At 65.6% G+C, this 26,972-nt stretch carries 23 protein-coding genes; 11 read left to right on the plus strand and 12 right to left on the minus strand.

Annotated elements, in window-relative coordinates:
- Nucleotides 1–22 precede the first annotated feature (22 nt).
- The 8 genes from miaB to FHY18_RS02190 all read left to right on the plus strand — a co-directional run bounded on the left by miaB (nt 23) and on the right by FHY18_RS02190 (nt 7,990).
- Nucleotides 23–1,492, plus strand: a complete 1,470-nt coding sequence (gene miaB, locus FHY18_RS02155) for a tRNA (N6-isopentenyl adenosine(37)-C2)-methylthiotransferase MiaB (RefSeq protein WP_259150687.1) — start codon at nt 23–25, stop codon at nt 1,490–1,492.
- 676 nt (nt 1,493–2,168) lie between these two features.
- On the plus strand, nt 2,169–3,158 hold the full coding sequence (locus FHY18_RS02160; RefSeq protein WP_259150688.1) for a PhoH family protein: 990 nt from the start codon (nt 2,169–2,171) through the stop codon (nt 3,156–3,158).
- Nucleotides 3,155–3,709, plus strand: coding sequence for a hypothetical protein (locus tag FHY18_RS02165; RefSeq protein ID WP_259150690.1), 555 nt, complete (start codon nt 3,155–3,157; stop codon nt 3,707–3,709). Before FHY18_RS02160 ends, FHY18_RS02165 begins: the two co-directional genes overlap by 4 nt.
- A gap of 24 nt (nt 3,710–3,733) precedes the next feature.
- Complete coding sequence (ybeY, locus tag FHY18_RS02170; protein WP_259150692.1) at nt 3,734–4,219, plus strand: rRNA maturation RNase YbeY; 486 nt, start codon at nt 3,734–3,736, stop codon at nt 4,217–4,219.
- Entirely contained in the window at nt 4,219–4,737 is a 519-nt protein-coding gene (locus FHY18_RS02175) for a hypothetical protein (protein WP_259150695.1), read from the plus strand. Before ybeY ends, FHY18_RS02175 begins: the two co-directional genes overlap by 1 nt.
- 96 nt (nt 4,738–4,833) lie before the next feature.
- Entirely contained in the window at nt 4,834–5,712 is an 879-nt protein-coding gene (locus tag FHY18_RS02180) for a transporter associated domain-containing protein (protein ID WP_005989773.1), read from the plus strand.
- Nucleotides 5,709–6,974 carry a DUF4105 domain-containing protein gene (locus FHY18_RS02185; RefSeq protein WP_259150699.1) on the plus strand — a complete coding sequence of 422 codons (1,266 nt, stop codon included), beginning with the start codon at nt 5,709–5,711 and terminating at the stop codon, nt 6,972–6,974. Before FHY18_RS02180 ends, FHY18_RS02185 begins: the two co-directional genes overlap by 4 nt.
- Nucleotides 6,975–6,988: 14 nt before the next feature.
- Complete coding sequence (locus tag FHY18_RS02190) at nt 6,989–7,990, plus strand: magnesium and cobalt transport protein CorA (protein ID WP_259150701.1); 1,002 nt, start codon at nt 6,989–6,991, stop codon at nt 7,988–7,990.
- 262 nt (nt 7,991–8,252) lie between these two features.
- On the opposite strand, the gene FHY18_RS02195 is transcribed toward FHY18_RS02190, so the two are convergent.
- Nucleotides 8,253–9,617: an NAD-dependent succinate-semialdehyde dehydrogenase gene (locus tag FHY18_RS02195; protein WP_259150702.1), complete on the minus strand. Its 1,365-nt coding sequence runs from the start codon at nt 9,615–9,617 to the stop codon at nt 8,253–8,255.
- A gap of 283 nt (nt 9,618–9,900) precedes the next feature.
- Here FHY18_RS02195 and FHY18_RS02200 point away from each other — a divergent pair, with 283 nt between their 5' ends.
- On the plus strand, nt 9,901–10,311 hold the full coding sequence (locus tag FHY18_RS02200; RefSeq protein ID WP_259150703.1) for a hypothetical protein: 411 nt from the start codon (nt 9,901–9,903) through the stop codon (nt 10,309–10,311).
- A gap of 155 nt (nt 10,312–10,466) precedes the next feature.
- Here FHY18_RS02200 and FHY18_RS02205 read toward each other — a convergent pair whose 3' ends face one another.
- From FHY18_RS02205 to FHY18_RS02255, 11 genes are all read right to left on the minus strand, one after another.
- Nucleotides 10,467–11,315, minus strand: coding sequence for an ABC transporter permease subunit (locus tag FHY18_RS02205; RefSeq protein WP_259150704.1), 849 nt, complete (start codon nt 11,313–11,315; stop codon nt 10,467–10,469).
- The gene (locus FHY18_RS02210; RefSeq protein ID WP_259150705.1) at nt 11,312–12,226 is read right to left on the minus strand and encodes an ABC transporter permease subunit; all 915 of its coding nucleotides are present in this window, start codon (nt 12,224–12,226) and stop codon (nt 11,312–11,314) included. The genes FHY18_RS02205 and FHY18_RS02210 overlap by 4 nt, the downstream gene beginning before the upstream one ends.
- A complete protein-coding gene (gene potA / locus FHY18_RS02215; RefSeq protein WP_259150706.1) occupies nt 12,223–13,353 on the minus strand; it encodes a polyamine ABC transporter ATP-binding protein in 1,131 nt (376 codons plus the stop codon). The genes FHY18_RS02210 and potA overlap by 4 nt, the downstream gene beginning before the upstream one ends.
- A 509-nt stretch (nt 13,354–13,862) precedes the next feature.
- The gene (locus tag FHY18_RS02220; protein WP_259150709.1) at nt 13,863–15,353 is read right to left on the minus strand and encodes an efflux transporter outer membrane subunit; all 1,491 of its coding nucleotides are present in this window, start codon (nt 15,351–15,353) and stop codon (nt 13,863–13,865) included.
- A gap of 4 nt (nt 15,354–15,357) precedes the next feature.
- Nucleotides 15,358–16,944: an MDR family MFS transporter gene (locus FHY18_RS02225; protein ID WP_259150710.1), complete on the minus strand. Its 1,587-nt coding sequence runs from the start codon at nt 16,942–16,944 to the stop codon at nt 15,358–15,360.
- Nucleotides 16,941–18,128 (minus strand): HlyD family secretion protein, encoded by a 1,188-nt coding sequence (locus tag FHY18_RS02230; protein ID WP_259150713.1) that lies wholly within the window; start codon nt 18,126–18,128, stop codon nt 16,941–16,943. Before FHY18_RS02230 ends, FHY18_RS02225 begins: the two co-directional genes overlap by 4 nt.
- 333 nt (nt 18,129–18,461) lie before the next feature.
- Nucleotides 18,462–19,577 (minus strand): polyamine ABC transporter substrate-binding protein, encoded by a 1,116-nt coding sequence (locus tag FHY18_RS02235; protein WP_259150715.1) that lies wholly within the window; start codon nt 19,575–19,577, stop codon nt 18,462–18,464.
- A gap of 218 nt (nt 19,578–19,795) precedes the next feature.
- The gene (locus FHY18_RS02240; protein WP_259150717.1) at nt 19,796–21,163 is read right to left on the minus strand and encodes an aspartate aminotransferase family protein; all 1,368 of its coding nucleotides are present in this window, start codon (nt 21,161–21,163) and stop codon (nt 19,796–19,798) included.
- 240 nt (nt 21,164–21,403) lie between these two features.
- On the minus strand, nt 21,404–21,877 hold the full coding sequence (locus tag FHY18_RS02245) for a hypothetical protein (protein WP_259152571.1): 474 nt from the start codon (nt 21,875–21,877) through the stop codon (nt 21,404–21,406).
- Nucleotides 21,878–21,965: 88 nt separating this feature from the next.
- Nucleotides 21,966–23,351, minus strand: a complete 1,386-nt coding sequence (locus FHY18_RS02250) for a glutamine synthetase family protein (RefSeq protein ID WP_259150719.1) — start codon at nt 23,349–23,351, stop codon at nt 21,966–21,968.
- A gap of 6 nt (nt 23,352–23,357) precedes the next feature.
- Entirely contained in the window at nt 23,358–24,113 is a 756-nt protein-coding gene (locus tag FHY18_RS02255) for a gamma-glutamyl-gamma-aminobutyrate hydrolase family protein (RefSeq protein ID WP_259150721.1), read from the minus strand.
- 148 nt (nt 24,114–24,261) lie between these two features.
- Here FHY18_RS02255 and FHY18_RS02260 point away from each other — a divergent pair, with 148 nt between their 5' ends.
- Entirely contained in the window at nt 24,262–25,641 is a 1,380-nt protein-coding gene (locus FHY18_RS02260; protein ID WP_259150724.1) for a glutamine synthetase family protein, read from the plus strand.
- Entirely contained in the window at nt 25,641–26,957 is a 1,317-nt protein-coding gene (locus FHY18_RS02265) for an FAD-binding oxidoreductase (protein WP_259150725.1), read from the plus strand. The genes FHY18_RS02260 and FHY18_RS02265 overlap by 1 nt, the downstream gene beginning before the upstream one ends.
- Nucleotides 26,958–26,972 lie beyond the last annotated feature (15 nt).

Genomic DNA, 26,972 nt, shown 5'->3' on the forward strand with positions numbered 1-26,972 from the left:
TCACCCGCCTGGAATAAGCGCCATGCCCGGGACATCCGTTTCCGATCTGTCTGCGGCCACCGCCGTGGACGCCCCTGCCCTGCTGCCGTTGCCGGTCGCCCGCCCGGCGGCGCCTGCCGTGGTGCGCGGCAAGCTGTACATCAAGACCCACGGTTGCCAGATGAACGAGTACGACTCGGCCAAGATGGCCGACGTGCTTGCCGCCTCCGAAGGGTTGGAGCTGACCGACAACCCCGAAGACGCCGACGTGGTGCTGGTCAACACCTGCTCCATCCGCGAAAAGGCGCAGGAAAAGGTGTTCAGCCAACTGGGGCGTTGGCGCTTGCTCAAGGAAAGCCGGGCCAAGGCCGGCGGCACGCCGGTGATCATCGGCGTGGGCGGCTGCGTGGCTTCGCAGGAAGGCGAGGCCATCGTCAAGCGCGCGCCGTATGTGGATCTGGTGTTCGGGCCGCAAACCCTGCATCGCCTGCCGGAACTGATCCGTGCACGGCGCCAGTCCGGCAAGTCGCAGGTGGATATCAGTTTCCCGGAAATCGAGAAGTTCGATCGCCTGCCCGAACCGCGCGCCGATGGTCCATCTGCCTTCGTGTCGATCATGGAAGGCTGCTCCAAGTACTGCTCGTTCTGCGTGGTGCCCTACACACGCGGCGAAGAAGTCAGCCGCCCGTTCGAGGATGTGCTGGTGGAAGTGGCGCAACTGGCAGCGCAAGGCGTGCGCGAGATCAACCTGCTGGGCCAGAACGTCAACGCGTATCGCGGTGCGTATGGCGCCGATGCGGGTGAAGCGCCGCAGTACGCCGATCTGGGCCTGTTGATCCGCACCATCGCGCAGATCGAGGGCATCGGCCGCATTCGCTTCACTACCTCGCATCCGCTGGAATTTTCCGATTCGCTGGTGGATGCGTATCGCGATGTGCCGCAGCTGGCCAACTATCTGCATCTGCCGGTGCAGGCCGGCAGCGACCGCATTCTGTCGGCGATGAAGCGTGGCTACACCGCACTGGAATTCAAGTCCAAGATCCGCAAGTTGCGCGCGGTGCGTCCGGATATCTCGATCAGCTCGGACTTCATCGTCGGCTTTCCCGGCGAGACCGAAGCGGATTTCGAAAAGACCATGAAACTGATCGAAGACGTCGGTTTCGACCAGAGCTTTTCGTTCGTGTATTCGCGTCGCCCCGGCACGCCGGCCGCGGATCTGGAAGACGACACGCCCGAGGCGGTCAAGCAGGCGCGCCTGGCCCGCTTGCAGGCGCATATCAGCGCGCATGCGGCGACCATTTCGCAGTCCATGGTCGGCAGCGTGCAGCGGGTGCTGGTGGAAGGCCCGTCGCGCCGCGACCCGAACGAACTGACCGGCAAGAGCGAGAACATGCGCCCGGTGAACTTCCCCGGCAACCCGCGCCTGATCGGGCAGTTTGTGGATGTACTGATCACCGAGGCGATGAGCAACTCGCTGCGGGGCCGTATCCAGCTGGACGAGAGCACCAGCTGACATACGCGCCGCATCTGTGCGGCGCTGCATTGAAGATGCGATCGCAGCGCACCTACGTCGTGCCTGCGCTGCAGGCGTGATGCCTCGTGCGCAACGGTTGAACGTTGCATGCAGGCTGCTCGGAGTAGTGCGTGCCTGCGCCGCGCTGTGCGGCCCATGCACTGACACGCATTGCGCCGCGTCGATGCAACCCGGTGCACTCGCTGCCTACGGTGACTGGTGGTCGATGCACGCGGGAGTGCAGCCGTGTTGCCGCAGAACAGCAAGGCCCCGCCCCACGTATCCGACGCTGCCCGCGCAGCGACTGCATCGTGTGGCCAGGAGCGCATGGCCTGGTTGCGGCAGTGATCAAAAATTCACCACACAGGTTCAACACCTTGCAGTGCAAGGCGTGGTGACACTTACCCACAGGCTTTGCCGAATTCGATCCACACCGCGTGTGGACAACCCTGCGCGCAGTGGCGACTTTTTCACCACTCACCTGTCAGACCTTATGCCAGTAGGGCTGACGCAATCTATCCACAGGTTAGTGATGCGTGACTCCACAGCGCTTGTGGAAAAGCTGCCCGCCCCGTATCGACCACGCCGCGACGCCCGGCATGTTGGTGGGATCACATCCTGCGCGCTACCCTCACCTGCCGCCCTACCGACGCTGCGCGCGCTGTCCGATCCGACCATGAACTCACCTGCCTCCCGCGATTTCACCCTGGAACCCGACGACACCGAGCGCCTGGCCAATCTGGCCGGCCCGTTCGACGCGCACCTGCGCCAGATCGAACTCAAGCTTGGCGTGGAGATCGCCAACCGCGGCAACATCTTCCGCATCACCGGGCCGGAGCCGGCGATCACCGCCGCGCAGACGCTGTTGACCGCGTTGTACGACGAAGCCGCCTCCACCACCTTCGATAACCATGCGATCCATCTGCGCCTGAACGATGCCAATGTCGAGCATGTGGTCGATCGTTCCTATGTGGCACAGGACGTGGCGATCAAGGTCAAGCGCGGCACCGTGCGGGGCCGTGGCGCCAACCAGGCCAAGTACCTGCACGCGATCACCACCCACGACATCAATTTCGGCATCGGCCCGGCCGGCACCGGCAAGACCTTCCTGGCGGTGGCCAGCGCGGTGGAAGCGTTGAACGAATCGCGCGTGCAACGGCTGATCCTGGTGCGCCCGGCAGTGGAAGCCGGCGAAAAGCTCGGCTTCCTGCCCGGCGACCTCAGCCAGAAGGTGGACCCGTACCTGCGCCCGCTGTACGACGCGCTTTACGAAATGCTGGGCGTGGAAAAGGTGATCAAGCTGCTGGAGCGCAACGTGATCGAGATCGCACCGCTGGCGTATATGCGCGGCCGCACGCTCAACGATGCGTACGTGATCCTGGACGAGGCGCAGAACACCACCATCGAACAGATGAAGATGTTCCTGACCCGGCTGGGCTTCGGCTCCACCGCAGTGGTCACCGGCGACCTGACCCAGATCGACCTGCCCAAGCACGTCAAATCCGGCCTGCGCGATGCGATCGAGGTGCTGCGTGATGTGGACGGCGCCAGCTTCACCTTCTTCGAGGCACGCGACGTGGTGCGCCACCCGCTGGTGCAGCGCATCGTTACCGCGTATGAAAAACGCGATCAACAGGACGCCGCTACCAAGAACAACGCTGAATGAAGCTGCGCCTTGCCGGCTTGACGTTGGCAAGCGGATTGCTCGCGGCGGCATCGCTCGATGCCACCGAAGCGCCGCCGGCGCCGGGAATCCCCGTTGTGGATCGCGATGTGATCCCGGCGGCGCAAGTGGCGCCCCCCTGTGTATCGCTGGCTGCCGACCACACCAGCATCAGCATTCCAACCGCGTACCTGGAGAAACTGGCCGAACAGGCGCAAGGCGATATGCCGGCAGGAAACGAGCGCGCACGATTCGGTGCTTGGCAGCAAGGGCGCAGTGCACGCTGGCTGCTTGATCTACCGGGAACGGTCACCGATGCACGCGGCTGCGAAAGCTCACCGATCCAGCACGCGCACCGCGCAAGCCAGTCACTGGTCGGCGGGCTCCTGGAAAGTGGTATCGCTGCGGTCTGGGTGCATGATCAACCCGGATTCGTTTCAAGGTTGCGGGTACGGGACTACAATCGCGGCTGCGGGCGCGGCCCGATCGGAAGTTCGAGCTACCGCGTGGCCAACGGGCCTGCGGTGATACTGCTGATCACGTGCACGCGCTGACCCCCAGCCCAGGAAACTCTCGCCATGACCCGTGGACCCATCCGCCTCGACGTCGCCGTCAGTTACGCGTTGCCGCGCGCCGGCCTGCCGTCGGCGGTAAGTTTTCGCAAGTGGGTGGCTGCGGCGCTGAAGGGGCGCATCCGCGAGGCCGACCTGGCAGTGCGCGTGGTCGACGAGAAGGAAGGCTGCTCGCTCAATCATCATTACCGCGGCAAGGATTACGCCACCAATGTGCTGAGCTTCCCGGCCGAACTGCCCGAAGGCTTGCCCAAGGGCATCAAGATGCCGCTGCTAGGCGATCTGGTGATCTGTGCGCCGGTGGTGGCGCGCGAGGCGGCCGAACAGGGCAAATCGCTGGCGTCGCATTACGCGCATCTGACCGTGCACGGCACCTTGCACCTGCTGGGCTGGGACCACGAAGACGATAAGGAGGCCGATGCCATGGAGCAACTGGAGCGGGAGATCCTGGCCGATCTGGGCATCGACGATCCGTATGCGGGGGAGCGCTGATGCGCGCGTTGCTGGCCATGAGCGTCCTGCTGCTGAGCCCGTCGGCGGCTGTTGCCCAGACCGCGCCGGTGCGTCCTGACCTGCCGGCGCTGATCGAATGCCGCCAGCGCATCGGCGACTTCAATGCCCTGGCGCCGGTGCTGGCCGACCCGCTCAAGGCGGTCGCGCTGGGCTGGACGCCGCTGGATCAGTCCAACCTGTTCATGACCGAATACACGCTCAACACGCCGATCAGCGTGTTCGGCCACAGCACCACGCATATCGCGTTTTCCGGCGCCAGCATCATGGCGCTGCTGGACCTGCCCGACCCGCGCCCGCTGGCCAAACAGCTGAAGCTGGAGCTGGGCGTGGATAACGCCGACAAAGTGATGTACGGCCGCGAGCTGGTCAGCGAAGACACCACCAACCCGAAGACCGGCGAGGCGATGATCGAATCGGTCGTGCTCAGCGTGACCAACGTCAAATCGCATCCGGGCAAGACCGTGGTCGGCTGCGGCTACAGCCTGGACCTGCCCTGACACCCCGGCGCCCGGCAGCGGATCCACAGCGCCTTGCCGGCTTCCTGCTAGACTGCAGCCTAACGCCTGGTTTGCCGGGTGCCGTTCCCCGTCACGATGTCCGAAGACGACAGTAGCCATACCTCAGAACCCTCCGAAAAACGCCGCAGCTGGCTCGAACGCCTGAGCGCGGCCTTCTCCGGCGAACCCCACACCCGCGACGAACTGGTCGCGTTGCTGCGGACTGCCGAGCAAGACGGTCTCATCGCCGCCGACACCTTGCGCATGATGGAAGGCGCGATTTCCGTGTCCGAGCTCACCGTGGGCGACGTGATGATTTCACGCTCGCAAATGGTCTCGCTGCCGGTGGAAGCGCGCTTCATCGACCTGATGAAGCAGGTGGTCGAATCCGGCCATTCGCGCTTCCCGGTACACGGCGAGAACAAGGACGAAGTGCTCGGCATCCTGCTGGCCAAGGACCTGTTGCGCGGCGTGGTCGCCGACAACGGGCCTGGCAACGTGCGCGAGCTGCTGCGCCCGGCGGTGCTGATCCCCGAATCCAAGAAGCTCAACGTCCTGCTCAAGGAATTTCGCCTGTCGCGCAACCACATGGCGATCGTGGTGGACGAGTACGGCGGCGTCGCCGGCCTGGTCACCATCGAGGACGTGCTGGAGCAGATCGTCGGCCAGATCGACGACGAGCACGACGATGCCGAAGAAGAAAATTCGCTGATCGCGATCCAGGCCGATGGCCGCTACGTGGTCGATGCGCTGACGCCGATCGAAGACTTCAACGAGCGCTTCGGCGCCGAGTTCCCGGACGACGAGTACGACACCGTCGGAGGGCTGGTCACCGATGCGATCGGGCACCTGCCGGAGACCGGCGAAGAGCTGACCCTGGGCCGATTTGCGTTCCGCGTGGCCAAGGCCGACGCGCGCCGCGTGCACGCCTTCCACGTCACCATCCTGCCGCCCGACCCGCAGGACGACGCTTGAACCTCGCACGCCGTTCCGCCACGGTGCGCTACCGCCGTGGCGCCTGGCAATGGGTCGCGTGCTGGGCGCTGCTCCTGCTGACACTGCTGGTAGCACCGCTTGCCTCGGCGCAGGCTCTGCCCACTGCTGTGCCGACCAGCGCACCGCCACCGCGCGTCGGCGTGGTCACCATGCAACCGGGCGAGGTGTTCTTCGAACGCTTCGGGCATGACGCCATCGTGGTAGTCGACCCGCTCACCCAGCAGGCCACCTCGTACAACTTCGGCTTCTTCGACCCGAGCGAACCGGACTTCGTGCCGCGCTTTGCGCGTGGCGAAATGATGTACTACCTGGTGGCGCTGCCGCTGCAAGAAGACCTGTCGCAGTACCGCAACGTTGGCAGGGGCGTCAGCATCCAGTGGCTGGATCTGCCGCCGGAGCAGGCGCGCGCGCTTGCCGATGGGTTGGCGGTCCGCAGCCGGCCGGAAAACGCCCGGTATCACTACGATTATTTCGAAGCCAACTGCGCCACCATGGTGCGCGACACCCTGGACCGTGCGATGGGCGGCGCGCTCAAGTCGCAACTGGCCGGGCGCTCGCGCGGCAATACCTTCCGCAGCGAAGCGGTGCGCCTGGCCTCCCCTGCCCCGTGGATGTGGCTGGGCTTCGACCTGGGGCTGGGGCCGTATGCCGATCGCCCCTTGTCGCGCTGGGAAGAAGCCTTCGTGCCGATGCGCTTGGCCGACAGCCTGGCCCAGGTGCACAACAGCGCCGGCCGCCCCTTGGTGCAAGCCACACAGGTGCTGCTGCCGCATCGCATCGCGCCGGAGCCTGCCGAACAACAGCGCCATTGGTGGCCGTGGTTGTTGACCGGGCTGATCGTTGCCGCCGGCGTGCTGGCGCTGCGCCGCAAACCCCGATTACTGGCCGGCCTTGCGCTGCCATTCTGGCTACTGTGCGCCATCGGCGGCGGCTTGCTGGTGTATCTGTGGGGCTTCACAGCGCATCAGTCCGCATGGGCCAATCGCAATCTGTTGCTGGTCAATCCGCTGTGCGCGTTGCTGTTGATCGGCAGCCTGCAGTCGCTGCGTGGTCGCCGGCCCGGACGCTGGTTCGATGGGCTGCGCTGGGTGGTGGCTGCCGGGGCGTTGCTGGCTCTGGTCATTCACTGGCTCTCATTCCAGGCGCAGGACAACCTGCAATGGGTGATGCTGCTGTTGCCGATCCATGTCGCGCTCGCGATCGCTCTGCAGCCGCGCGACTTGTCGCTGCGTACGCGCTGATCCAGGATGCGCCCATGAACAATCACGGTCGCCATCCAGACAACCCGTCCTGCGTCATCACCTGCGCCTACTACGACGGCGACGGCAAGCGGCACGACATCAGCCTGGAGCAGATCAGCGATGTGCTGCAGCGCCCGGACGGCTTCGTCTGGGTTGGCTTGTACGAGCCGCAGGAGTCGGTGCTGCACAAGCTGCAGGAGGAATTCGGCCTGCACGACCTGGCCATCGAGGATGCGCTCAAGGCGCATCAACGCCCCAAGGCCGAGAGCTACGGCAATTCGTTGTTCGTGGTGGTCAACACCGCGCAACTGGTCAACGAACGCATCCGCTACGGCGAAACGCATGCGTTTCTGGGCGCACGCTTTTTGCTCACCGTGCGCCACGGCGCGTCGCTGTCTTACACGCCGGTGCGGCACCGGGTCGAACGCGAACCGGCGATGCTGCGCATGGGCGCGTCGTTCTGCCTGTACGGCGTACTGGACTTTGTGGTCGACAACTATCTGCCGATCATGGACGAGTTCCGCGACACGCTGGAGGGCCTGGAAAAAGACATCTTTGCCGACAATTACAAGCGCGAAACCGTGGTGCGCCTGTATGAGCTCAAGCGCGAACTCAACAAGATGCGCCTGGTGGTCGCCCCGCTGCAGGACGTGTTGTCGCACCTCAAGCGCAATCCGGGCTCGCTGATCCATGACGAGGTCGGCATCTACCTGCGCGACGTGCTCGATCACGCCGTGCGCATCAACGACGCCATCGATACCTTGCGCGAGATGCTGGGCACCGCCTTGAGCGTCAACCTGTCGATGGTGACGCTGGCACAGGGCGAAACCGTCAAGCGCCTGGGCGCCTGGGCCGCCCTGCTCGCCGCTCCCACGCTCATCACCAGCTGGTACGGGATGAATTTCACCCACATGCCCGAACTGGACAAGCCCTACGCCTACCCGTTGCTGGTAGGCGGTGTGGTGGCCTCGTGCCTGGTGCTGTATCGCCTGTTCAAGCGTGCGCGGTGGCTTTAGGCCGCTTTGCGGCCCGGGATTCGGGAGTGGGGATTCGGGATTGGTTAGAGCGGGTTACTGACTGCTGATTGTTGTTTTGGCACTGAACTGCTCGAGGTTCCCGCACTGCAAGGGCGCGCCAGCTCTGTACTGGCTGATTTGAAGGCATCGGCATCATCGTGTGCTGCCCGTGCCCTCATCCGCCCTTCGGGCACCTTCTCCCGAGGGGAGAAGGAAGGCCTGCTCTTACGAATCCCCAATCCCGAATCCCCAATCCCCGCCCTCAAGCCACATAGATCGTCTTGATGTTCATGAACTCGTGGATGCCGTGATCGGCGAGCTCGCGGCCAAAGCCTGAGCGTTTGATGCCGCCGAACGGCAGCCGTACATCGCTCTTGACCACCGAATTGACGAAGGCGGCGCCGCACTGCAGTTGCTGCGCCACGCGTTCGCCGCGCTTGGCATCTGCGGTCCACACGCTGCCGCCCAGGCCGAAGGTGGTGTCGTTGGCCACGCGTACCGCGTCGGCTTCGTCGGCCACGCGGATGATCGAGGCCACCGGGCCGAAAAATTCTTCGTCGTACGCCGGCATGCCGGGGGCGACCTGGTCGAGGATCGTGGCCGGGTAGCCCGCATGCGAGCCCGATACTGGTTCGCCGCCAAGCAATACCTTGGCGCCCTTCTGCACGCTGGCCTGCACCTGCTTGTGCAATTCGTCGCGCAGGTCGGCGCGTGCCATCGGTGCGAGCGTGGTGCCTTCCTGCTGCGGGTCGCCGAGCACGCGCTTGGAGGCAGCGGCGACGAAGCGTTCGATGAACTGGTCGGCGATGGCATCGACCACGATGAAGCGCTTGGCTGCGATGCAGGTCTGCCCGCTGTTGTCGAAGCGCGACTGCACTGCCGATTGCACGGTGTGCTCAAGGTCGGCGTCTTCCAGCACCACGAAAGCATCGCTACCGCCCAGCTCCATCACGCATTTCTTCAGCTGATCGCCGGCATTGGCGGCCAGCGAGCGGCCAGCACGTTCGCTGCCGGTCAGCGTGACTGCAGCAATGCGGTCATCGCGCAGCACATCGGCGGCCTGATCATTGTCGATGTGCAGCACGTCGAACACGCCCGGCGGGATTCCGGCAGCGTCGAGCACCTGCTTCATTGCATCGGCGCAACGCGGCACGTTGCTGGCATGCTTGAGCAGCGCCACATTGCCGGCCATCAGACCCGGTGCAATAAAGCGAAACGCCTGCCACAGCGGGAAATTCCACGGCATCACCGCAAACACGCAGCCCAGCGGTTCGTAACGCACATAGCTGGACTGCGCTTCGGTTGGAATCTCGCGCGGCGCCAGGTACGCGGCGGCATGCTCGGCGTAATACGCGCAGGCCTGCGCGCACTTGTCGACCTCGGCCAGCGCCTCACCGCGCAGTTTGCCCATCTCGGCGGTCATGATGCGCTGCAGATCGTCGCGCCGCTTGGTCAACTCTTCGCCGACCCGGCGCAGCAGTGCACCGCGCTCGACCAAGGGCAGCGCTGCCCACTGCGGAAACGCCTTGGCCGAAGCAGCAAGACGCGCCTCGATGGCGGCGGCGTCCAGCGTCTGCTGGGTGTGTTCGACCTGGCCATTGGCCGGGTTGACGGTGTCGTAGGACATGATGGTCTCCTGTTACAGACCCCTCATGCTAGTCGCCGGGAAGTTGCAGCCGCGTCACAACTCCCTGAAATCTGTGCAACGCTGTGTTTACCGGCGCCGCGACGCAATGCCGCACCTCCAGCGCGCAGCCCGCGCACGAACAGCAGCGGGGATCACACTCCGGACAAGGCCATGAAAACCGCCCTGCCCTGTTCCAACGGTCCAACGGTCCTACGGTCCAACGGTCCAAGATGCTCTAGCATTGCGCAGTGGCATAGCTATTCATTCATGGAAGACCACCACGATGCGCAGGGATCTCATTGTTCTGGTTGTACTTGGCAGCAGCGCGTGCCTGCCTGGATGCGCCGCCTTCCAGGACCTGTTGCGTGGCCCGCGTCCCGGCCCGGCTGGGTTTGTCACTGTGAGCTGCACCAGCCTGCAGGCCGATCCCGCGCAACCCTGCGAGGACGAAGCACTGCGTGCGTGCTCGGACACGGCCATCCGCCAACTCATCACCGCGCAGTCGTCGCCGAACTTGGTCACGATCTTTCCAGATAAGCGAAAGTCCAAGGACGACAACAAGAACGACCGCAAGGACCGCGCCGACGAACAACCCCGAGTCGAGCAACACGGCTATGACATCCGGGCCGAATATCAGTGCTACCTGACCAAACCGGAGCCCTGGGACAACGGTTACACGCCACCAGCCAGGTAAGAGCCGCACATCGAATTGTTGCGCGCATCGGCCAGCAGACACGTCGAGCGGCCTGACGCGACGTGCAGCCTTCGCACACGTCGGTGGCTCAAGCGTTTGCGTCTATCCGGCAGCGGGCCTCCGCGGTTCATCGGCAGGCTGGCGCTGGCGCGCGCTCAGGGAATAGCTTGCTGCGCCAGTTGCGCATCGCGCTGCCGGCGTTTTTCGCTGCGCGCCAGCAGCCACCACCCGATGACCGCCGCAACCGACACCGCCAGCACCATGACCGTGGCCAGTGCGTTGATCTTGGGGCTGATGCCCAGCCGCACCGAGGAGAACACCTTGATCGGCAGCGTGGTGGAACTGGGCCCGGCCAGGAAGCTGGCGATCACCACATCGTCCAGCGACAGCGTGAACGCGAGCAGCCAGCCTGACGCCAGCGCGGGAGCAATGATCGGCAAGGTGATCAGGAAGAACACCTTCAGTGGGGTGGCACCCAGATCCATCGCGGCTTCTTCCAGCGAGCGATCCAGCTCCTGCAGGCGCGAGGAAATCACCACGGTGACGAACGAGACGGTGAAGGTGACATGCGCCACCCAGATCGCCACCGCACCGCGCGGGGCGATACCGAGCACGCCGCCCATCGAGACCAGCAACAACAGGATCGACAAGCCGATGATCACCTCCGGCATCACCAACGGTGCGGTGATCAGCGCGCCGAACAACGTCTTGCCGGGAAACCGTCGCATGCGCACCATCGCCATCGCCGCCATCGTGCCCAGCACCGTCGACGCACAGGCGGTCCAGAACGCGACTTCCAGGCTGACCCAGGCCGCCTCCAGCAACTGGCGGTCGCGCAGCAGCTCGCCATACCAACGTGTCGAAAATCCGCCCCACACCGTGGCCAGGCGCGAGGTGTTGAACGAGTACACCATCAGCAACAGGATCGGCAGATACAAAAAGCCGAACCCCAGCGCGAGCACGCTGCCGCCCAGCACGCGCCCACCGCGCGAGGCGCGCATCATGTCAGCCGCCCTTCCAGCTCGCGCTGCTGGTAACGGTGGAAGATCACGATCGGCGCGAGCAACAGCACCAGCATGACGGTGGCCACTGCAGCAGCCACCGGCCAATCGCGATTATTGAAGAACTCGCCCCACAGCACGCGGCCGATCATCAAGGTGTTCGGGCCGCCCAGCATCTCGGGAATCACGAACTCGCCCACCGCCGGGATCATCACCAGCATGCAGCCTGCCACGATGCCGTTGCGCGACAGCGGCAAGGTGATGCGCACAAACGCCTGCCACGGACGCGCGCCCAGATCGTAGGCCGCTTCCAGCAAGCGGTTGTCGTGCTTGACCAGATTGGCGTACAGCGGCAACACCATGAAGGGCAGATAGCAGTAGACGATGCCGATGTAGGCGGCGATGGGCGTATACAGCAACTGCAATGGCTGCTTGATCACGCCCAGTGCCAGCAGCGCCTGATTGAGCAGGCCGTTGCCATCGAGTATGCCGATCCACGCGTAGACGCGAATCAGGAACGAGGTCCACGACGGCAGCACCACCAGCATCATCGCCACGTTGCGCGTGGCCAGCGGCAGGCGCGCGATCACATAGGCCATCGGATAGCCTAGCAGCAGCGCCAATGCGGTGGAGATGGCCGCGATCCTGATCGAGCTCAGGTAAGCGGCCACGTACTGGCTGTCGCGCAGCAGTGCCAGGTAATTGCCCAGATGCAGCTTGACGCTGACTGCGCCATCGGCCGCATACGCGAACAGCGGCGTATACGGCGGCATCGCAGTGGCGCGTTCGGCAAACGAAATCTTCAGCACGATCAGGAACGGAATCGCGAAGAACACCAGCAGCCACAGGTAGGGCGCGGCGATCACGCCCCAACGCGCACCCGGCAAGCCGCGACGGAAAAGACGCGGCCTCATGCGGTGAGCACCACGCCATCGTCCTCGCCCCACCCCACCCACACCGCATCGCCCCAGGTCAGCGCTTCGCTGGCCCAGCGCTGGCGATTGGCGAAGTTGGCCATCAGCTTGACCCCACTGGGCAGGCGCACGTGGTAGACCGAATGGCTGCCGAAATAGGCGATATCTTCGATCACGCCCTGCGCCTTGTTGCAGGCCTGCGCAGGCTCGTCCTTGCCGATGGACAGTTTTTCCGGGCGCAGCGCAAACGCCACCGCCTGTCCTTCGAACCCGGTGATGCCGTGGCCGATGCGGATACGGGCGTCGAAGGCCGGCGTCTTCAAGGTGACGTAGTCGGGCGCGTCTTCGGCGATGACGGCGTCGACCAGATTGACCGAGCCGATGAATTCGGCGGCAAAGCGATTGGCCGGTTGTTCGTAGATTTCATCGGGCGTGCCGACTTGCTGGATCCAGCCCTGATCCATCAGCGCGATGCGTGTGGCCATGGTCATCGCCTCTTCCTGGTCGTGGGTGACCATCACGCAGGTAACGCCGGAGGTTTCGATGATGTTGACCAGTTCCAGTTGCATCTGCGAGCGCAGTTTCTTGTCCAGCGCGCCCATCGGTTCGTCCAGCAGCAGCAGCTTGGGCCGCTTGGCCAGCGAGCGCGCGAGCGCAACGCGCTGCTGCTGGCCGCCGGAGAGCTGATGCGGCTTGCGCCTGGCCAACGCGCCCAGCTGCACCAGCTCCAGCATCTCGCCAACGCGCGTGGCGATGGCGGCCTTCGCCAAGCCTTCCTGCTTCAGGCCGAAGGCGATGTTCTGCTCCACGCTCATGTGCGGAAACAGCGCGTAGGACTGGAACATCATGTTGATCGGACGCTCGTACGGCGGCAGCGCGTCGATCGGCTGGCCATCGAGCACGATGCGCCCCTTGGTGGGTCGCTCGAAGCCGGCCAGACAGCGCAGCAAGGTGGATTTGCCGCTGCCCGACCCGCCCAGCAACGCGAAGATCTCGCCCTTGCGGATCTGCAGGCTGACATCGTCCACCGCGACAAAACCATCGAACTCCTTGCGGACCTCGCTGATGGACAGGTAGCCGGCATCCACAGGGCTGGACAGGGGCGGCAGGGCGTCGGTCAGTGACATGGTTCCTCTCGATGACGGCGAGCGCAGACTCCGGGGCCAGAGCCTGCGCGCCATGATGGCAAAAGCGTGTGTCGGCTGCCGGGCGCGTACAGGTCTGCGCGTCTACGGCTGAGAGTGACGGTCAGGCGGCATTGCGGCAAGAGCACGTGACTGTCTCGCTGGTGCCCTGCTTCGATTGCCGCAGACATCGACGGGCATGCCAGTCAATCAAGCGCAGCCAGCGCTGAAGTTGGTCTGATCAACCGCCTGTCCGGATGCAAACCGCACGCCGTCCGAGCCTATGGCGATGCGCAGACCGGCATGTAGGTCGTCATCGTCCGTGCGTGTTTCACTCCAGCAACGTCCAGGCCCAACCACTGATTGACGCGGCGTCTGCCCCCCCATCAACCGACGGCATCCGTGCGACCAAAGACCGCACTGTCGACCGCACGCGCAACCATCACGGACGGGCGGCAATGGGTTTGGGAGCGCAGGCATCCATGCTGGAGCGCTTCATCGACAATCGGCACTCAAGGCGTCTGCTCCGGCGCCTGGCTCCAACCCAGGCCCAGGCTCTTCTGTAGCGCGACATAATTGACCAGCAACTGCACCTGCGCCTGCGCGGCCGCGTCCTGCGCGGACAGTTGCTGGCGCTGTACGTCGAGCAGATCGATCGACGACGTCGCTCCGGCATCGCGCCGTTGTTGCATCAGCCCGGCCGAGCGCGTGGCCGACGCTTCGGCCTGGCGTGCGACCACCAGTTGCTTGCGCGCCGAGCCGAAACGCGACAGCGCGGAGTTGGCGTCCTGCAACGCCGCCAGCACCGCACCCTCGTAGGCCGCCTCGCGGCCGGCGTTGCCGGCACGCGCCTGCTCCACCTGCGCGCGGGTCTTGCCGAAATCGAAGATCGACCAACGCAGCATCGGCACCGCCAGCGTGGTCAACGCGTCGGAGTTGAAGTCGCTGGGCGAGCCGGCGACCCAGCTCAGGCCGCCCAGCAAGGTCACCTGCGGGAAATAGCCATTCAACGCCTCGCCGATCTGCGCGCTGGACGCCGCCAGCTCGCGCTCGGCCTTGCGCACATCGGGGCGGCGGCGGATCAACGCGCCGGCATCGTCCACGCGCACGTCGGTGGGCAACATCGGCAGCGGCCGCACCGCAGCCAGTTGCGCGTCCAGCGCACCCGGCTCGCGGCCGACCATCAAGGCGAGCTGGTCCAGCGCTTCCTGCAACTGCATGTCCAGCGGCAGGCGCTGGGCTTGCTGCTGCTGCACTTGGGTGGCGATCTGCTCGACCTGCAGGTCCGAGGCCGCACCGCGCTCGCGGCGCTGCCGGGTCAGCGCCAGCGATTGGCCGATCTTGTCCAGGTTGGCATCGGCAATGGCCAGCCGTGCCTGCAGCCCGCGGTAGTTCAGATACACCTGCCCCACTTCGGCAGCCAGTTGCACCTGCGCATCGGCCAGCTCGGCTTCGGAGGCCTGCGCTTGCGCCAGCGCACCTTCGGCGGCACGACGGCGGCGGCCGAAGAAATCCAGCTCCCAGCTGGCATCGAAGCCGGCGCTGTAGATCTGGGTCTTGTCCAGATCCAGCGCCTCGCTGCCCTGTGCCGGTGGCTGGCCGTTCTCACCGTTCTGCAAGCCGCCCAACGTGTCGACGATGGTCTGCGGCGGCTCGGCATACGCATACACCGCGCTCGCGTTGAGCTTGGGCAGACGCTCTGCACGGCGCTGGCTGGCCAGTGCACGGTTGGCGCGCAGCCGTGCCTGCGCCGCACGCAGGTTGGGACTGTCGGCCAGGGCCTGGGTCACCAGCTGGGTAAGCTGCGCATCGTTGAGCTGCTCCCACCAGTGATTCAACGGCGCGGCGGCAACCACGTCGGCGCCACCGGCGCGATGCAATGCGGGCGCCTGAATCGCCGCATCGGCCACGGGCGGTGCCTTGGTGTAGTTGGGGCCGAGCATGCAGCCGCCGAGCAACACGGCGCTCAACGCCGCCGCCAGCGGCATGCGGACCAGGCGCATGGAATCAGTGCATTGCAAGGTGCGCCCCCTTGGGTAACGGCTTGAGCAAAAAGGCCAGCGGAATCGTGCAGACCACGATCACGCCGAAGATCCAGAACAGGTCGCTATAGGTCATCACCAGCGCCTGCTGCTGCACCAGGCGCGCCAGCTGCGCGACCGAGCGAATGGCCGCCTCGCCGCCGGCGCTGCCCTGCATCTGCGCAGTCAGGCCGGACAGAAACTCCTGCGCGCGTGTCGCATTGGCGGTGATCGCGCTGCCGATGGTTTCGGTGTGAAAGGTCATGCGGCGCTCCTGGAAGGTGGAGATCAACGCAAGCCCCACCGAGCCGCCCAGGTTGCGGCCGGCGTTGAACAGGCCTGACGCATCGCCGGCCAGCTCCGGCGGTACCGAGGAGATGGCCGCCTGGTTCAGCGACATCATCGCCAGCGCCAGGCCGCAGCCCTGCAGCAACTGCCCGGCGACAAAATGCGTGCCGACGGTGTCGGCGGTCAGCGACAGGTTGACGAAACAGGCCGCGGCAAAACAGATCAGCCCGGCGATCACCAGGATGCGTACGTCCACCACCTCCAGCAGCTTGGGCATCATCGGCATCAGCAGCACGGTCGGCAGACCCGAAAGCAGCAGCACATAGCCGGCCTGCTCGGTGTTGTAGCCGGAGATCACCGCCAGGAACTGCGGAATCATGTACATGACGCCGAACAGGATCATGCCCACTGCCATGATCATGATGAACACTGCGCCGAAACTGCGGTGCAGCAGCAGCGACAGGTGAATCACCGGCGGCCGCTTGCGGAACTGGCCGATCACCAGGGCGATGAAGCCGCTCAAGGCGATCACGCTCAGCATGTTGATCTCGCTGGATTCGGACCAGCGCTCGCGCTGGCCTTCTTCCAGCACCACGGTAAGCCCGCCCAGGCCGGCGGTCAGGCCGTAGATGCCCAGCCAGTCCGCATTGAGCAGGCCGGCCCAGTCGCCTTTTTCATGCTTCAGGCCGAGCAGCAGCAAGGCCACCAGGCCCACGCAGATCGGCACGTTGATGAAGAACGCGTAGTGCCAGCTGACGTTCTCGGTGAGCCAGCCGCCGAGCAGCGGGCCGATCACCGGGCCCATGATCACGGTCATGCCGAACAAGGCCGTGCCCATGGTCTGCTGGCTCGGCGGCAGCCGGGTCGCAACGATGGTCAGCGCGGTGGGAATCAGCGCGCCACCGGCCAGGCCCTGCCCCACGCGGCCGATGATCATCATCGTCAACGAGGTCGACAGCCCGCACACCACCGAAAACGCGGTGAACATCACCGCGCAGATCAGCAGAAAATTACGCAGGCCCAGCGTGCGCACGAACCAGCCGGTCAGCGGGATCATGATGATCTCGGCCACCAGGTAAGCGGTGGAGATCCAGGTGCCTTCGGTGCCGCTGGCGCCGACCTCGCCCTGGATGGTCGGCAGCGCCGCGTTGACGATGGAGATATCCAGCGTCGCCATGAACGAGCCGATGGTGCCGGCCAGCACCGCCAGCCAGGCGCCCGGCTCGGCCTTCTCGCTGGCAGCGCTGCCGCCAGCGCTCTGGCCGGTGGCTGCCGCTGCACTCACTGCGCGCGCTCCTGCTCCTGCACGCGGTCGGATTCTGCTTCGGCCCGCTGCTTGGCGTCCTTGGCCGAGCGCGTATCCACCGTCACCTCCACCGACATGCCCGGCACCAATACCTTGCGCGCCTCTTCGCCGGCCAGCACACGAATGCGCACCGGCACGCGCTGCACCACCTTGGTGAAGTTGCCGGTGGCATTTTCCGGCGGCAACAGCGCGAACTGCGAGCCGGTACCGGGCGAGAGGCTTTCGACCTTGCCGTGCAGCTTCACGCCGGACAGCGCATCGACCTCGATTTCGGCCGGCTGGCCGGGACGCATCAGGCCGACCTGGGTTTCCTTGAAGTTGGCGATCAGGTACAGCGATTCCTGCGGCACGATGGTCATGGTGCGGGTGCCTGCGGCCAGGAACTGCCCAACCTGCACGGTCTTGTCGCCGACGCGGCCGTGGATACGACTGGTCAGGCGGGTGTCTTCCACCGCGATGCGGGCCTGGTCGGCGTCGGCGGTGGCCTGCTTCACGCCGGCCTGGGCCTGCTCCAGCTGCGCGGTGCTGGCCTGGATCTGACTCTGCGCTGCCTTGGCCTGCGCCTGGGCGGCGTCGTACTGGGCGCGGGCGCGGGCCAGGTCGTGCTGCAGGCTTTCCTGGTGCTCGTGCGTGTCCGCGCCGGAGGCCGCCAGCGGCGCGAAGCGCTTCACCTCGGCCTGGGCAAACGTGAGGCTGGCAGCGGCGGCAGCGACCTGGGTGCGCGCCTGCACCAGCGACGATTCCTGCGCGGACACATTGGCCGTGGCGGCAGCGATGTCGGCCTGGCGCGCGGCGATCGCGGCCTCGGCCTGCTGCAGCGTGGCCTGGTAGGTGCGGTCATCGATCTGCAGCAACGGCTGGCCGGCGTCCACGATCTGGTTGTCGCCCACCATCACCCGGGTCACATAGCCGCTGACGCGCGGCGCCACCGCCACCGAATCGGCCTGCAGATAGGCGTTGTTGGTGTCCTGCATGTAGCGGCCCTTGATCAGGTAATAGGCCAGCCAGACCACCAGCAAGACCAGCACCAGCACGCCCACCAGGATCAGCGTCCACTTGACCTTGGGGTTCTTCAAGGGTGAAGGCTTCTGCTCCTGGTCGTCGTGCGCGTCTGCGGCCTGGCTGCGGCCATCGTTGGACTGGCGGTCTTCTTGGTTGCTCAAAGGAAGCGTCCTGTAGGTCGTGGGCGAGGCGCGCGGCGACATGCCGGATCAGCGGCAGGGCGAAAGCGGCAGAACCATACAATTATTTGAACCCACCAGTACAGGTTGCGTGACGAGCCCAGTCAGCTGGTGCTGAGGCTGGCCGGACGTGCGCTATCGGTCGGTTGATTCACGTCGGCCAGCCGCGTGCTGCGCGCCGGCACGCGCTCGCAGTGCAATCGATGACGATGGCCCAGCTGCGCGCTGCCGCGACCGGGTTTACAGTCTCTCAGCCAATGATTGGCGATTGATGAAGATGCGGCCACCTGCGCCGCATCGTCGCCCCGCCCCAGCTCAACGGCCGGTCTTGATCTCGGTCCACAGCCGCGTGTACAGGCGATCGACGTCCGGCGAATTGATCGCATAGGTGAACATCTTGGCGGTCACCTCCGGCGGCGGGTAGATGGTGGGGTCGTTGCGGATCGCCGCATCCACCAGCGGCGTGGCGGTGCGCACCGGGTTGGCGTAGTGGATGAAGTTGCTGTTGGCCGCGGCCACCTCCGGCTTCAGCAGGTAATTGATGAAGGCGTAGGCGTTGTCAGGATGCTTGGCATCCTTGGGGATGGCCAGCATGTCGAACCATTGCGGCGCGCCTTCCTTCGGAATGGCGTAGGCCACATTGACGTTGTTGCCGGCCTCCTTGGCACGGTCGCGCGCCTGGATGATGTCGCCCGACCACCCCACCGCCAGGCAGGTATTGCCGTTGGCCAACGAGGTGACGTATTGGCTGGAGTGGAAGTTCTGCACGTACGGGCGGATGGTCTTGATCAGCGCCGCGGCTTTCTCGATCTCGGCCGGCACGCTGCTGTGCGGGTCCAGGCCCAGGTAGTTCAGCGCGATCGGGATCATGTCCGAGGGCGTGTCCAGAATGGTCACGCCGCAATCCTTCAGCCTGGACAGATTCTCCGGCTTGAACACCAGATCCCAGCTGTTGGCGACATCGGTGCTGCCGAAGATCGCCTTGAGCTTGTCGACGTTGTAGCCGATGCCGGTGGTGCCGATCATGTACGGCACGCCATAGGCATTGTTGGGGTCCTGTGCGGCGATGCGGCGCATCACGTCAGGATCCAGATTGGCCAGATTCGGGATCTTGCTCTTGTCCAATGGCAGGAACACACCGGCCTGGATCTGCCGGCCGAAGAAGTTGAGCGTGGGCACCACCACGTCGTAATCGCTGCCACCGGCCAGCAACTTGGTTTCCACCATCTCGTCGCTATCGAACACGTCGTAGGTGACCTTGATGCCGGTGCTCTTTTCGAACGCGGGGATGGTGTCTTCGGCGATGTAGTCGGAGTAGTTGTAGACGTTGAGCACCTTGGCCTGCGCATCGGCCTTGCCCGGGGCGCCACCGCCGCCGCAGCCGGACAACAGGGTGATGGACAGGGTCAGTGCGAGCAGTCGCAGCGTCATGTGGGTCTCCAGGGCAGCGCGATGGGGCGGCCCGGCATCGCGGCCGGTCTGCGCCCAGCCTACCCACCGCGCCCGGGTTTGCACAGCGTGCGGTGTGTGGGCGGAGGTGCACGGCGGCGATGCGCTGCAGCGTCGTGATTGGCGAAGGTCATCGCCGTCGGTGGCGCTTGCTGCGCGGCAGCTACGCGGCCCTGGGGCCGAAGGCATGCCGCCGCGGCTTACCTGCCCAAGGCCTGGGTGGTATCGTCCAACGCCGCCCAGGCCTTGTCGAACAGCTCATCGACCTGGTCGCAGGTGATGATCAACGGCGGCGACAGCAGCATCGCATCGTAGGTCGCGCGCAGGATCAGGCCCCGCCGCAGCGCGAAGTCGCGACACATCGCGCCGACCCGTCCGCGCCCGGGGAAATACCTGCCGCGCCGGCGCTTGTCCGGCACCAGTTCCAGCGCCCCGACCAGGCCCGCAATCCGCGCCTCGCCGACCAGCCGATGCGCGCCCAGCTCGGCCCAGCGCTGCGCCAGATACGGCGCGATCTGCGTGCGTGCGGTGTCCACGATGCCTTCGTCCTGCAGCAGGCGCAGATTCTCCAGCGCCACCGCCGCGCACACCGGGTGCCCGGCATAGGTGCCACCATGCGCCAACTCGCCGCCCTGCTGCTTGAGCACCCCGGCCACGCGATCGCTGAACATCGCCGCCGCCAGCGGGATGTAGCCGGAGGTGATGCCCTTGGCCAGCGTCATCACATCGGGCTGGAAGCCGAAGTAATCGGCGCCGAACCATTCGCCGGTACGTCCGAACCCGCATATCACCTCATCGGCCACCAGCAACACGTCATAGTGCCGGCAGATGCGCTGGATTTCCGGCCAATAACTGCGCGGCGGGATGTACACCCCGATCGCACCCATGATGGGTTCGCCGATGAAGGCCGCCACGTTTTCCGGCCCGATCTCGAGAATCCTGGCTTCCAGACGGCGCGCGGCAAGCAGCCCGTAGTCCTCCGGCGCCATGTCCCCGCCATCGCCGAAATGATTGGGCGGCTCGATATGCACGATGCCCGGTATCGGCAACCCGCCCTGCTTGTGCATGCCCTGCATGCCGCCCAGGCTGGCACCGCCCATGGTGGTGCCGTGATAGCCATTGTGGCGACCGATGAAGACCTGTTTCTGCGGCTGCCCCTGCACGGCCCAGAAATGCCGCACCAGGCGCAGGATGGTGTCGTTGGCCTCCGATCCGGAATTGGCGAAGAAGGCATGATTCAAGTCGCCCGGCGTCAGCTCCGCCAGCTTGGCGGCCAGATGGATGGTGGGCTCGGTGGTGCACTGGAAAAAGCTGTTGTAGTAGGCCAGCTGCTCCATCTGCCGCGCCGCGGCCTGCGCCAGTTCGGTACGCCCATACCCCACATTGACGCACCACAACCCTCCGAACGCATCCAGCAGTTTGTTGCCGTCGGCATCCCACACATACACGCCCTCACCGCGCGTGAGGATGCGCGTGCCCTTGCCCGCCAGGACCGCGTTGTCGTTGAACGGATGCAGATGATGCGCGGCATCGAGCTGCTGCAACGACCTGAGCACAGAAGAATCCACGACCTGCTCCACGCATGAGGAACCAGGAGCATACCCACGCCCTGTTGCCGGACCGTGGACGGCACTGCAGAGTGCCCCGCCAATCCCCTGCATGCCCGACAGACAGGTGGGCCACGAGAACTCGCCCTGCCACCGACGTCGCCCTCATCCGCCCTTGGGGCACCTTTTCCCCATGAAGTAGGACAATGTCCCGATGGGAGAAGGAAACGTCTGACGACGTAGGTGGCCTGCACATTTCGACTACGCTTCCGGCCTCCTGCCCGGCACTGCCTGGCCTGCGCATGGCATCGCCGCACCTTCAAGCGGCGCCAGTTGCAGCGCTTGCCTCGCCTTGCTTTGCCCTGCCCTGCCTTGCTTTGCTTGCGCTTTTCCGGGGCCCCATACCACAGCGGCAAGGCCGGCAGATACAACCCGCAGGGCGGCGCGCATGGATGCGCGACGTTTTTGTAAGGGACAGGGATGTCCCTTACAAAAATTTCTGCCGGACTTGCGCACCCGCAGCGCCGAAGGCGCGCAGGGCGCGAGGACGGGGTGTGCTTTCTTTTTGGTTACTTTTTCTTTGCACAAGCAAAGAAAATAGTGACTCGCGCCCGAAGGGCGTGAAAGCTCTGCTTTGGGTTCAACTATCCAGAACATCCCAATGGAGGTGAAGCCCTGCTCTGTTTTAAACCCCCAGAACCGCGCAAGCACACAAACCACGCCACGCTTCAACATCACCCAGCGCCGTACCCTCATCCGTCCTTCGGGCACCTTCTCCCGGCGGGAGAAGGGAAACGCCCGGCACGGGCTTCGACTACGTTGCTCACACATTCAACAACAGGAATTCGCGCTCCCAAGAGCTGATCACCCGGAAGAACGTCTCATATTCCTTCCGCTTCACCGAGATATAGGCCCGCACAAACCGTCGCCCCAACATCTCCTGCAACGCATCGCACCGCTCCAGCCCATCCAGCGCCTCGCCCAAGGAGCGCGGCAGATCGTAGCCCTGCTCCTTGCCGTTGCTGCTGATCGGCGCGGTCGGCTCCAGCTTTTCGCGGATGCCCAGCAACCCGCAGGCCAGGGTCGCCGCCATCGCCAGATACGGATTGGCATCGGAGCCGGCAAACCGGCTTTCCACCCGCATGTTCTGCGGCGCATCGATCGGCACCCGCAACCCGCAGGTGCGATTGTCGAAGCCCCACAGCACATTGCTTGGCGAGACTTCGCCGAACATCAGCCGCCGGTACGAATTGACGTTGGGCGCCAGCAGCCCCATCGCCAGCGGAATGTATTTCTGCAGCCCGCCCAGATAGTGCGCGAAGGTGTCGCTGAACCCGCCCTCGCGCTTGCCGCTGAACACGTTCTTGCCGGTGCCGGCATGCAGCAGGCTCTGGTGGATATGCATAGCACTGCCCGGCTCGGTTTCCATCGGCTTGGCCAGAAACGTGGCATAGACGCCGTGTCGCAACGCGGCCTCGCGCATGGTGCGCTTGAACAGGAATACCTGATCGGCGCGCGACAAGGCATCGGCGTGGGTGAAATTGACTTCCAGCTGCGCAGCGCCGGATTCGTGGATCAAGGTATCCACGTCCAGCTCCATCGCATCGCAGTAGTCGTACATCAGGTCCAGGATCGGGTCGAACTCGTTGACCGCATCGATCGAGTACGACTGCCGCGCGGTTTCCGGGCGTCCGGAGCGCCCGGCCGGCGGCAGCAAGGGGAAATCCGGATCGGTGTTCTTCTGCACCAGAAAGAACTCCAGCTCCGGCGCCACTACCGGTTGCAGCTTGACCTGCGCATACGCATCGAGCACGCGACGCAGCACATTGCGCGGTGCCAGCTCGTGCGGCTGGCCATCCTTGGTGTAGCAATCGTGGATGACCTGCGCGGTCGGGTCGGCTGCCCACGGCACCATGCGCACGGTGGACGCGTCCGGGCGCAGATGCATGTCCGAATCCGATGGCGAGGTCAGCGCGTAATAATCGTCTGGGAAATCGCCGGTGACGGTGGTGGCGAAGATGCCTTCCGGCAAGCGCGTGCCGTAGTCGTGCGAGAACTTGTCTGCCGGAATGATCTTGCCGCGCGCATTGCCGGTGATGTCCGGCACCAGGCATTCGACCTCGGTGATGTGGCGGTCCTTGAGCCAGCGGCGCAGTGCGCTTTCCGGCTGCCTGGGTGTGGATTTGCGCGAACGTGTGCGGATCGACATACAACCTCACTGACCGCGCTGAGCGGCATAACGGCGACAGGCCGCGCCGAAGGACTGGAAGATGGCACGGTAGAACGGATGCTGTGTGACACGCCATTCCGGATGCCACTGCACGGCAAGCAAGAATCCCGGTCCCGGGCCGCGAAAGGCCTCGATCAGGCCATCGGGAGCGGTCGCCTCGACCAGCAGGCCATCGGCCAGCGTGGCGATGCCCTGCCCATGCAGGGAATTGACCCACACCTCGGCTCCATCGCTCATCCCGGCCAGCCAGCCGCCGGGCTGCAGCTGCAGCGGATGCGCGGGGCCGTATTGCACCTCCAGCGCCGCGTTGCTGTCTTCGCGATGGTCGGCCAGTCCCGGCACCGCATGCACGCGTTGATGCAGGCGCCCGCCAAGCGCGACATTGACCTCCTGCAGGCCACGGCAGATCGCCAGCACCGGCAGGCCGCGCGCCAGCGCCTGCGGAATCAGCCCCAGGCTGGTGGCATCGCGCGCCGCATCGTGCGGGTTGCCCTCCCAGCTGGATTGGTCGCTGTAGTGGTGCGGTTCGATATTGCTGACCGCCCCGGTCAGCAACACGCCGTCCAGCCGATCCAGCCACACGCCGGCATCCAGGCTGGGCTGCAGGCTCGGCAGCAGCACCGGCATGGCACCGGCCGCGTCCACGACCGCGCGGATGTATTTTTCGCCGGCCGCCAGAAACGGATGCGGCCCTTGCGCGATGCGATCGGTCGGCAATCCGACCAGCGGTACGACAGCCATGCAGACATCCCGATGCGGTGCGTTGAACGGCAGATGCGTTCGAACTTACCGCGCCGCTGCCGCCATTGCCACCGGCCGCGCCCTTGCCTGGCCGCAAAAGATCACGCGTGCTTTGCTAGGCTGGGCGGCGACTTCGCAGGTGGTGCCCATGGCTTCCGAGACTTCCGTCGCATCGCTGCCCGCTGCCGATGCCGCCACCCTGGCGCGCATCGCAGGCTGCCACTCCGTCGACCTGTTGTTGCCCGACACCAACGGCGTGCTGCGCGGCAAGCGCGTCACTGCCGATGTGCTGCACAAGGTCTACCGCGATGGCGTGTGCCTGCCGATGTCGCTGATCGCCACCGACATCACCGGCAACACCGTGGAAGAAACCGGGCTTGGCTATGCCATCGGCGATGCCGACCGCATCTGCCGGCCGATCCCCGGCTCGCTGCGCCCGGTACCGTGGGCGCCGCAGCCGATGGCGCAGCTGCTGCTGGCGATGCACACGCCGGACGGCAGCCTGTTCGAGGTCGCACCGCGCGCAGTATTGCAGCGGGTGGTGCAAGGCTTTGCCGCACTCGGGCTGACCCCGGTGGTGGCGGTGGAGCTGGAGTTCTACCTGTTCGATGCGGTGCCCGATGCGCAGGGACGCCCGCAGACGCCGCGCGACCCGGTCACCGGCATCCGCGGCGACAGCACGCAGGTGTATGCGTTGCAGGACCTGGACGATCACCGTGGCTTTACCGATGCGGTCACCGCTGCATGCCGCCAGCAAGGCATTCCCGCCGATACTGCCGTGGCCGAGTACGCACCGGGCCAGTTCGAGATCAACCTGCAGCATCGCGCCGATGCGGTGGCCGCCTGCGACGAGGCGATCCTGCTCAAACGCACCATCAAGGCCATCGCGCAGCAGCAGCGCATGCTGGCCAGCTTCATGGCCAAGCCCTTTCCCGGGCAGGCTGGCAGTGGCCTGCACCTGCATGTCAGCCTGCTCGATGCCGCCGGGCACAACGTGCTGGCCGGCCCGGCCCAGATGCCTGCCGAGAGCCTGCGCCACGCCATTGCCGGGCTGCAGCGGCATGCAGACGCGTCGCTGCTGTTGTTTGCCCCGCACGCCAACAGTTACCGACGCTTCGTCAGCAACGCCTTCGTGCCGCTGGATGCCAGCTGGGGCTTCAACAACCGCACCGTGGCGCTGCGTATCCCGCATAGCGATGCCCGCAACACGCGTATCGAACATCGCATCGCCGGCGCCGATGCCAACCCGTATCTGGCCGCGGCCGCGGTGCTGGCGGCCATCCTGGATGGCCTGCAGCAACCCGCCGAGCCCACGCCGCCCATCAGCGGCAATGCCTATGCGCAAGAGGTCTTCGAGCCACGCACCTGGCAGGGCGCGGTCGATGCGTTCGTGTCCAGCGAGTTCATCGGCACGCAGTTGGGCACACAGTTCCGGCATGTGTTCGGGCAGCAGAAGCAACGCGAGCTGCTCGACTATCAGGCGTTGGTGCCGGACATCGATTACGCCCGGTATCTGCGGACCGTGTGATGGGCAGCCCGGCCAACCCGCTGCCGCATGCCGACACCGCGGTTGGCGGCTATCCGGACAGCTGGTACGCGCACAGCGCACCTGCCCTGCCCGCGCAGCCACGCCTGCGCGGCGCCGAACGCGCCGACGTCTGCATTCTCGGTGCCGGCTATACCGGCCTGACCGCAGCGCTTGTGCTGGCCGAAGCCGGCTACCGGGTCGTCGTGCTGGAGGCACGGCGCATCGGCTGGGGCGCTTCCGGTCGCAACGGCGGCCAAGCCATCGTCGGCTACGGCTGCGAACAGGAAACCCTGGAAGCACTGGTCGGCGATGCAGATGCGCGGCTGCTGTTCAATTTCTCGCGCGATGGCATGCGCCTGCTGCGCCAGCGCATCGCGCGCCATGCCATCGCCTGCGACTGGCGCGATGGTCATGCCCATGTCCCGCTCAAGCCGCGCCAGGTGCGGGCACTGCAGCACGGCATCGTGCGCATGGCCGAGCGCTACGACTATCCGCTGGAGTGGTGGGACCGCGCCCGCACCCGCCAGGTGCTGGACAGCCCGCTGTATCTGGGTGCGATGTTCGACCCCGCCAGCGGCCATCTGCATCCGCTGGCCTACGCCTTCGGCCTGGCGCGGGCGGCGCTGGCGGCCGGCGTGCGCATCTTCGAGGACGCGGCGGTGACCCGGCAGGACGCTGGTGCACAGGTGACGATGCACACCGCCGAGGGCAGCGTCGCCGCGGACTTCGGTGTGATTGCCGGCAACGCCCTGCTGCACGGCATCGCCGCGCCGCTGGAGCAGCGCATCATGCCGGTCGGCACCTATGTCGGCGCCACCCCGCCGCTGGGCCAGGCGCGTGCGCGTGCCCTGATCGGCAACGACATGGCGGTGGCCGATACCAACTGGGCGCTGGACTATTACCGGCTCAGCGCCGATCACCGGCTGCTGTTCGGCGGGCGTGCCAGTTATTCCTCGCGCCCGCCACCAGGCCTGCAGCGCCTGATGACCCGGCGCATGCACACCGTCTTCCCGCAGCTGCGCGATGTGGGGCTGGAGACCGTCTGGGGCGGCTATGTGGACATTTCGCGCAACCGCGCGCCGCATTGGGGGCGGCTCGCGCCGAATGTGTATTTCGCCCAGGGCTTCTCCGGCCACGGCGTGGCGGCCACGGGTCTGGCCGGCCAGGTGATCGCCGAAGCCATCGCCGGCCAGAGCCAACGACTGGATGTGTTTGCACGTATCCCGCACCGCCCGTTCCCTGGCGGGCAGCGGCTGCGCACCCCGCTGCTGGTGGCGGCCATGAGCTGGTACCGCCTGCGCGATGCGCTGTGGTGACCGCCATCGGGAGAA

Origin of the sequence: Xanthomonas sp. 3793, from assembly GCF_024806835.1 — a bacterium.
Classification (GTDB): Bacteria; Pseudomonadota; Gammaproteobacteria; order Xanthomonadales; family Xanthomonadaceae; genus Xanthomonas; species Xanthomonas arboricola_F.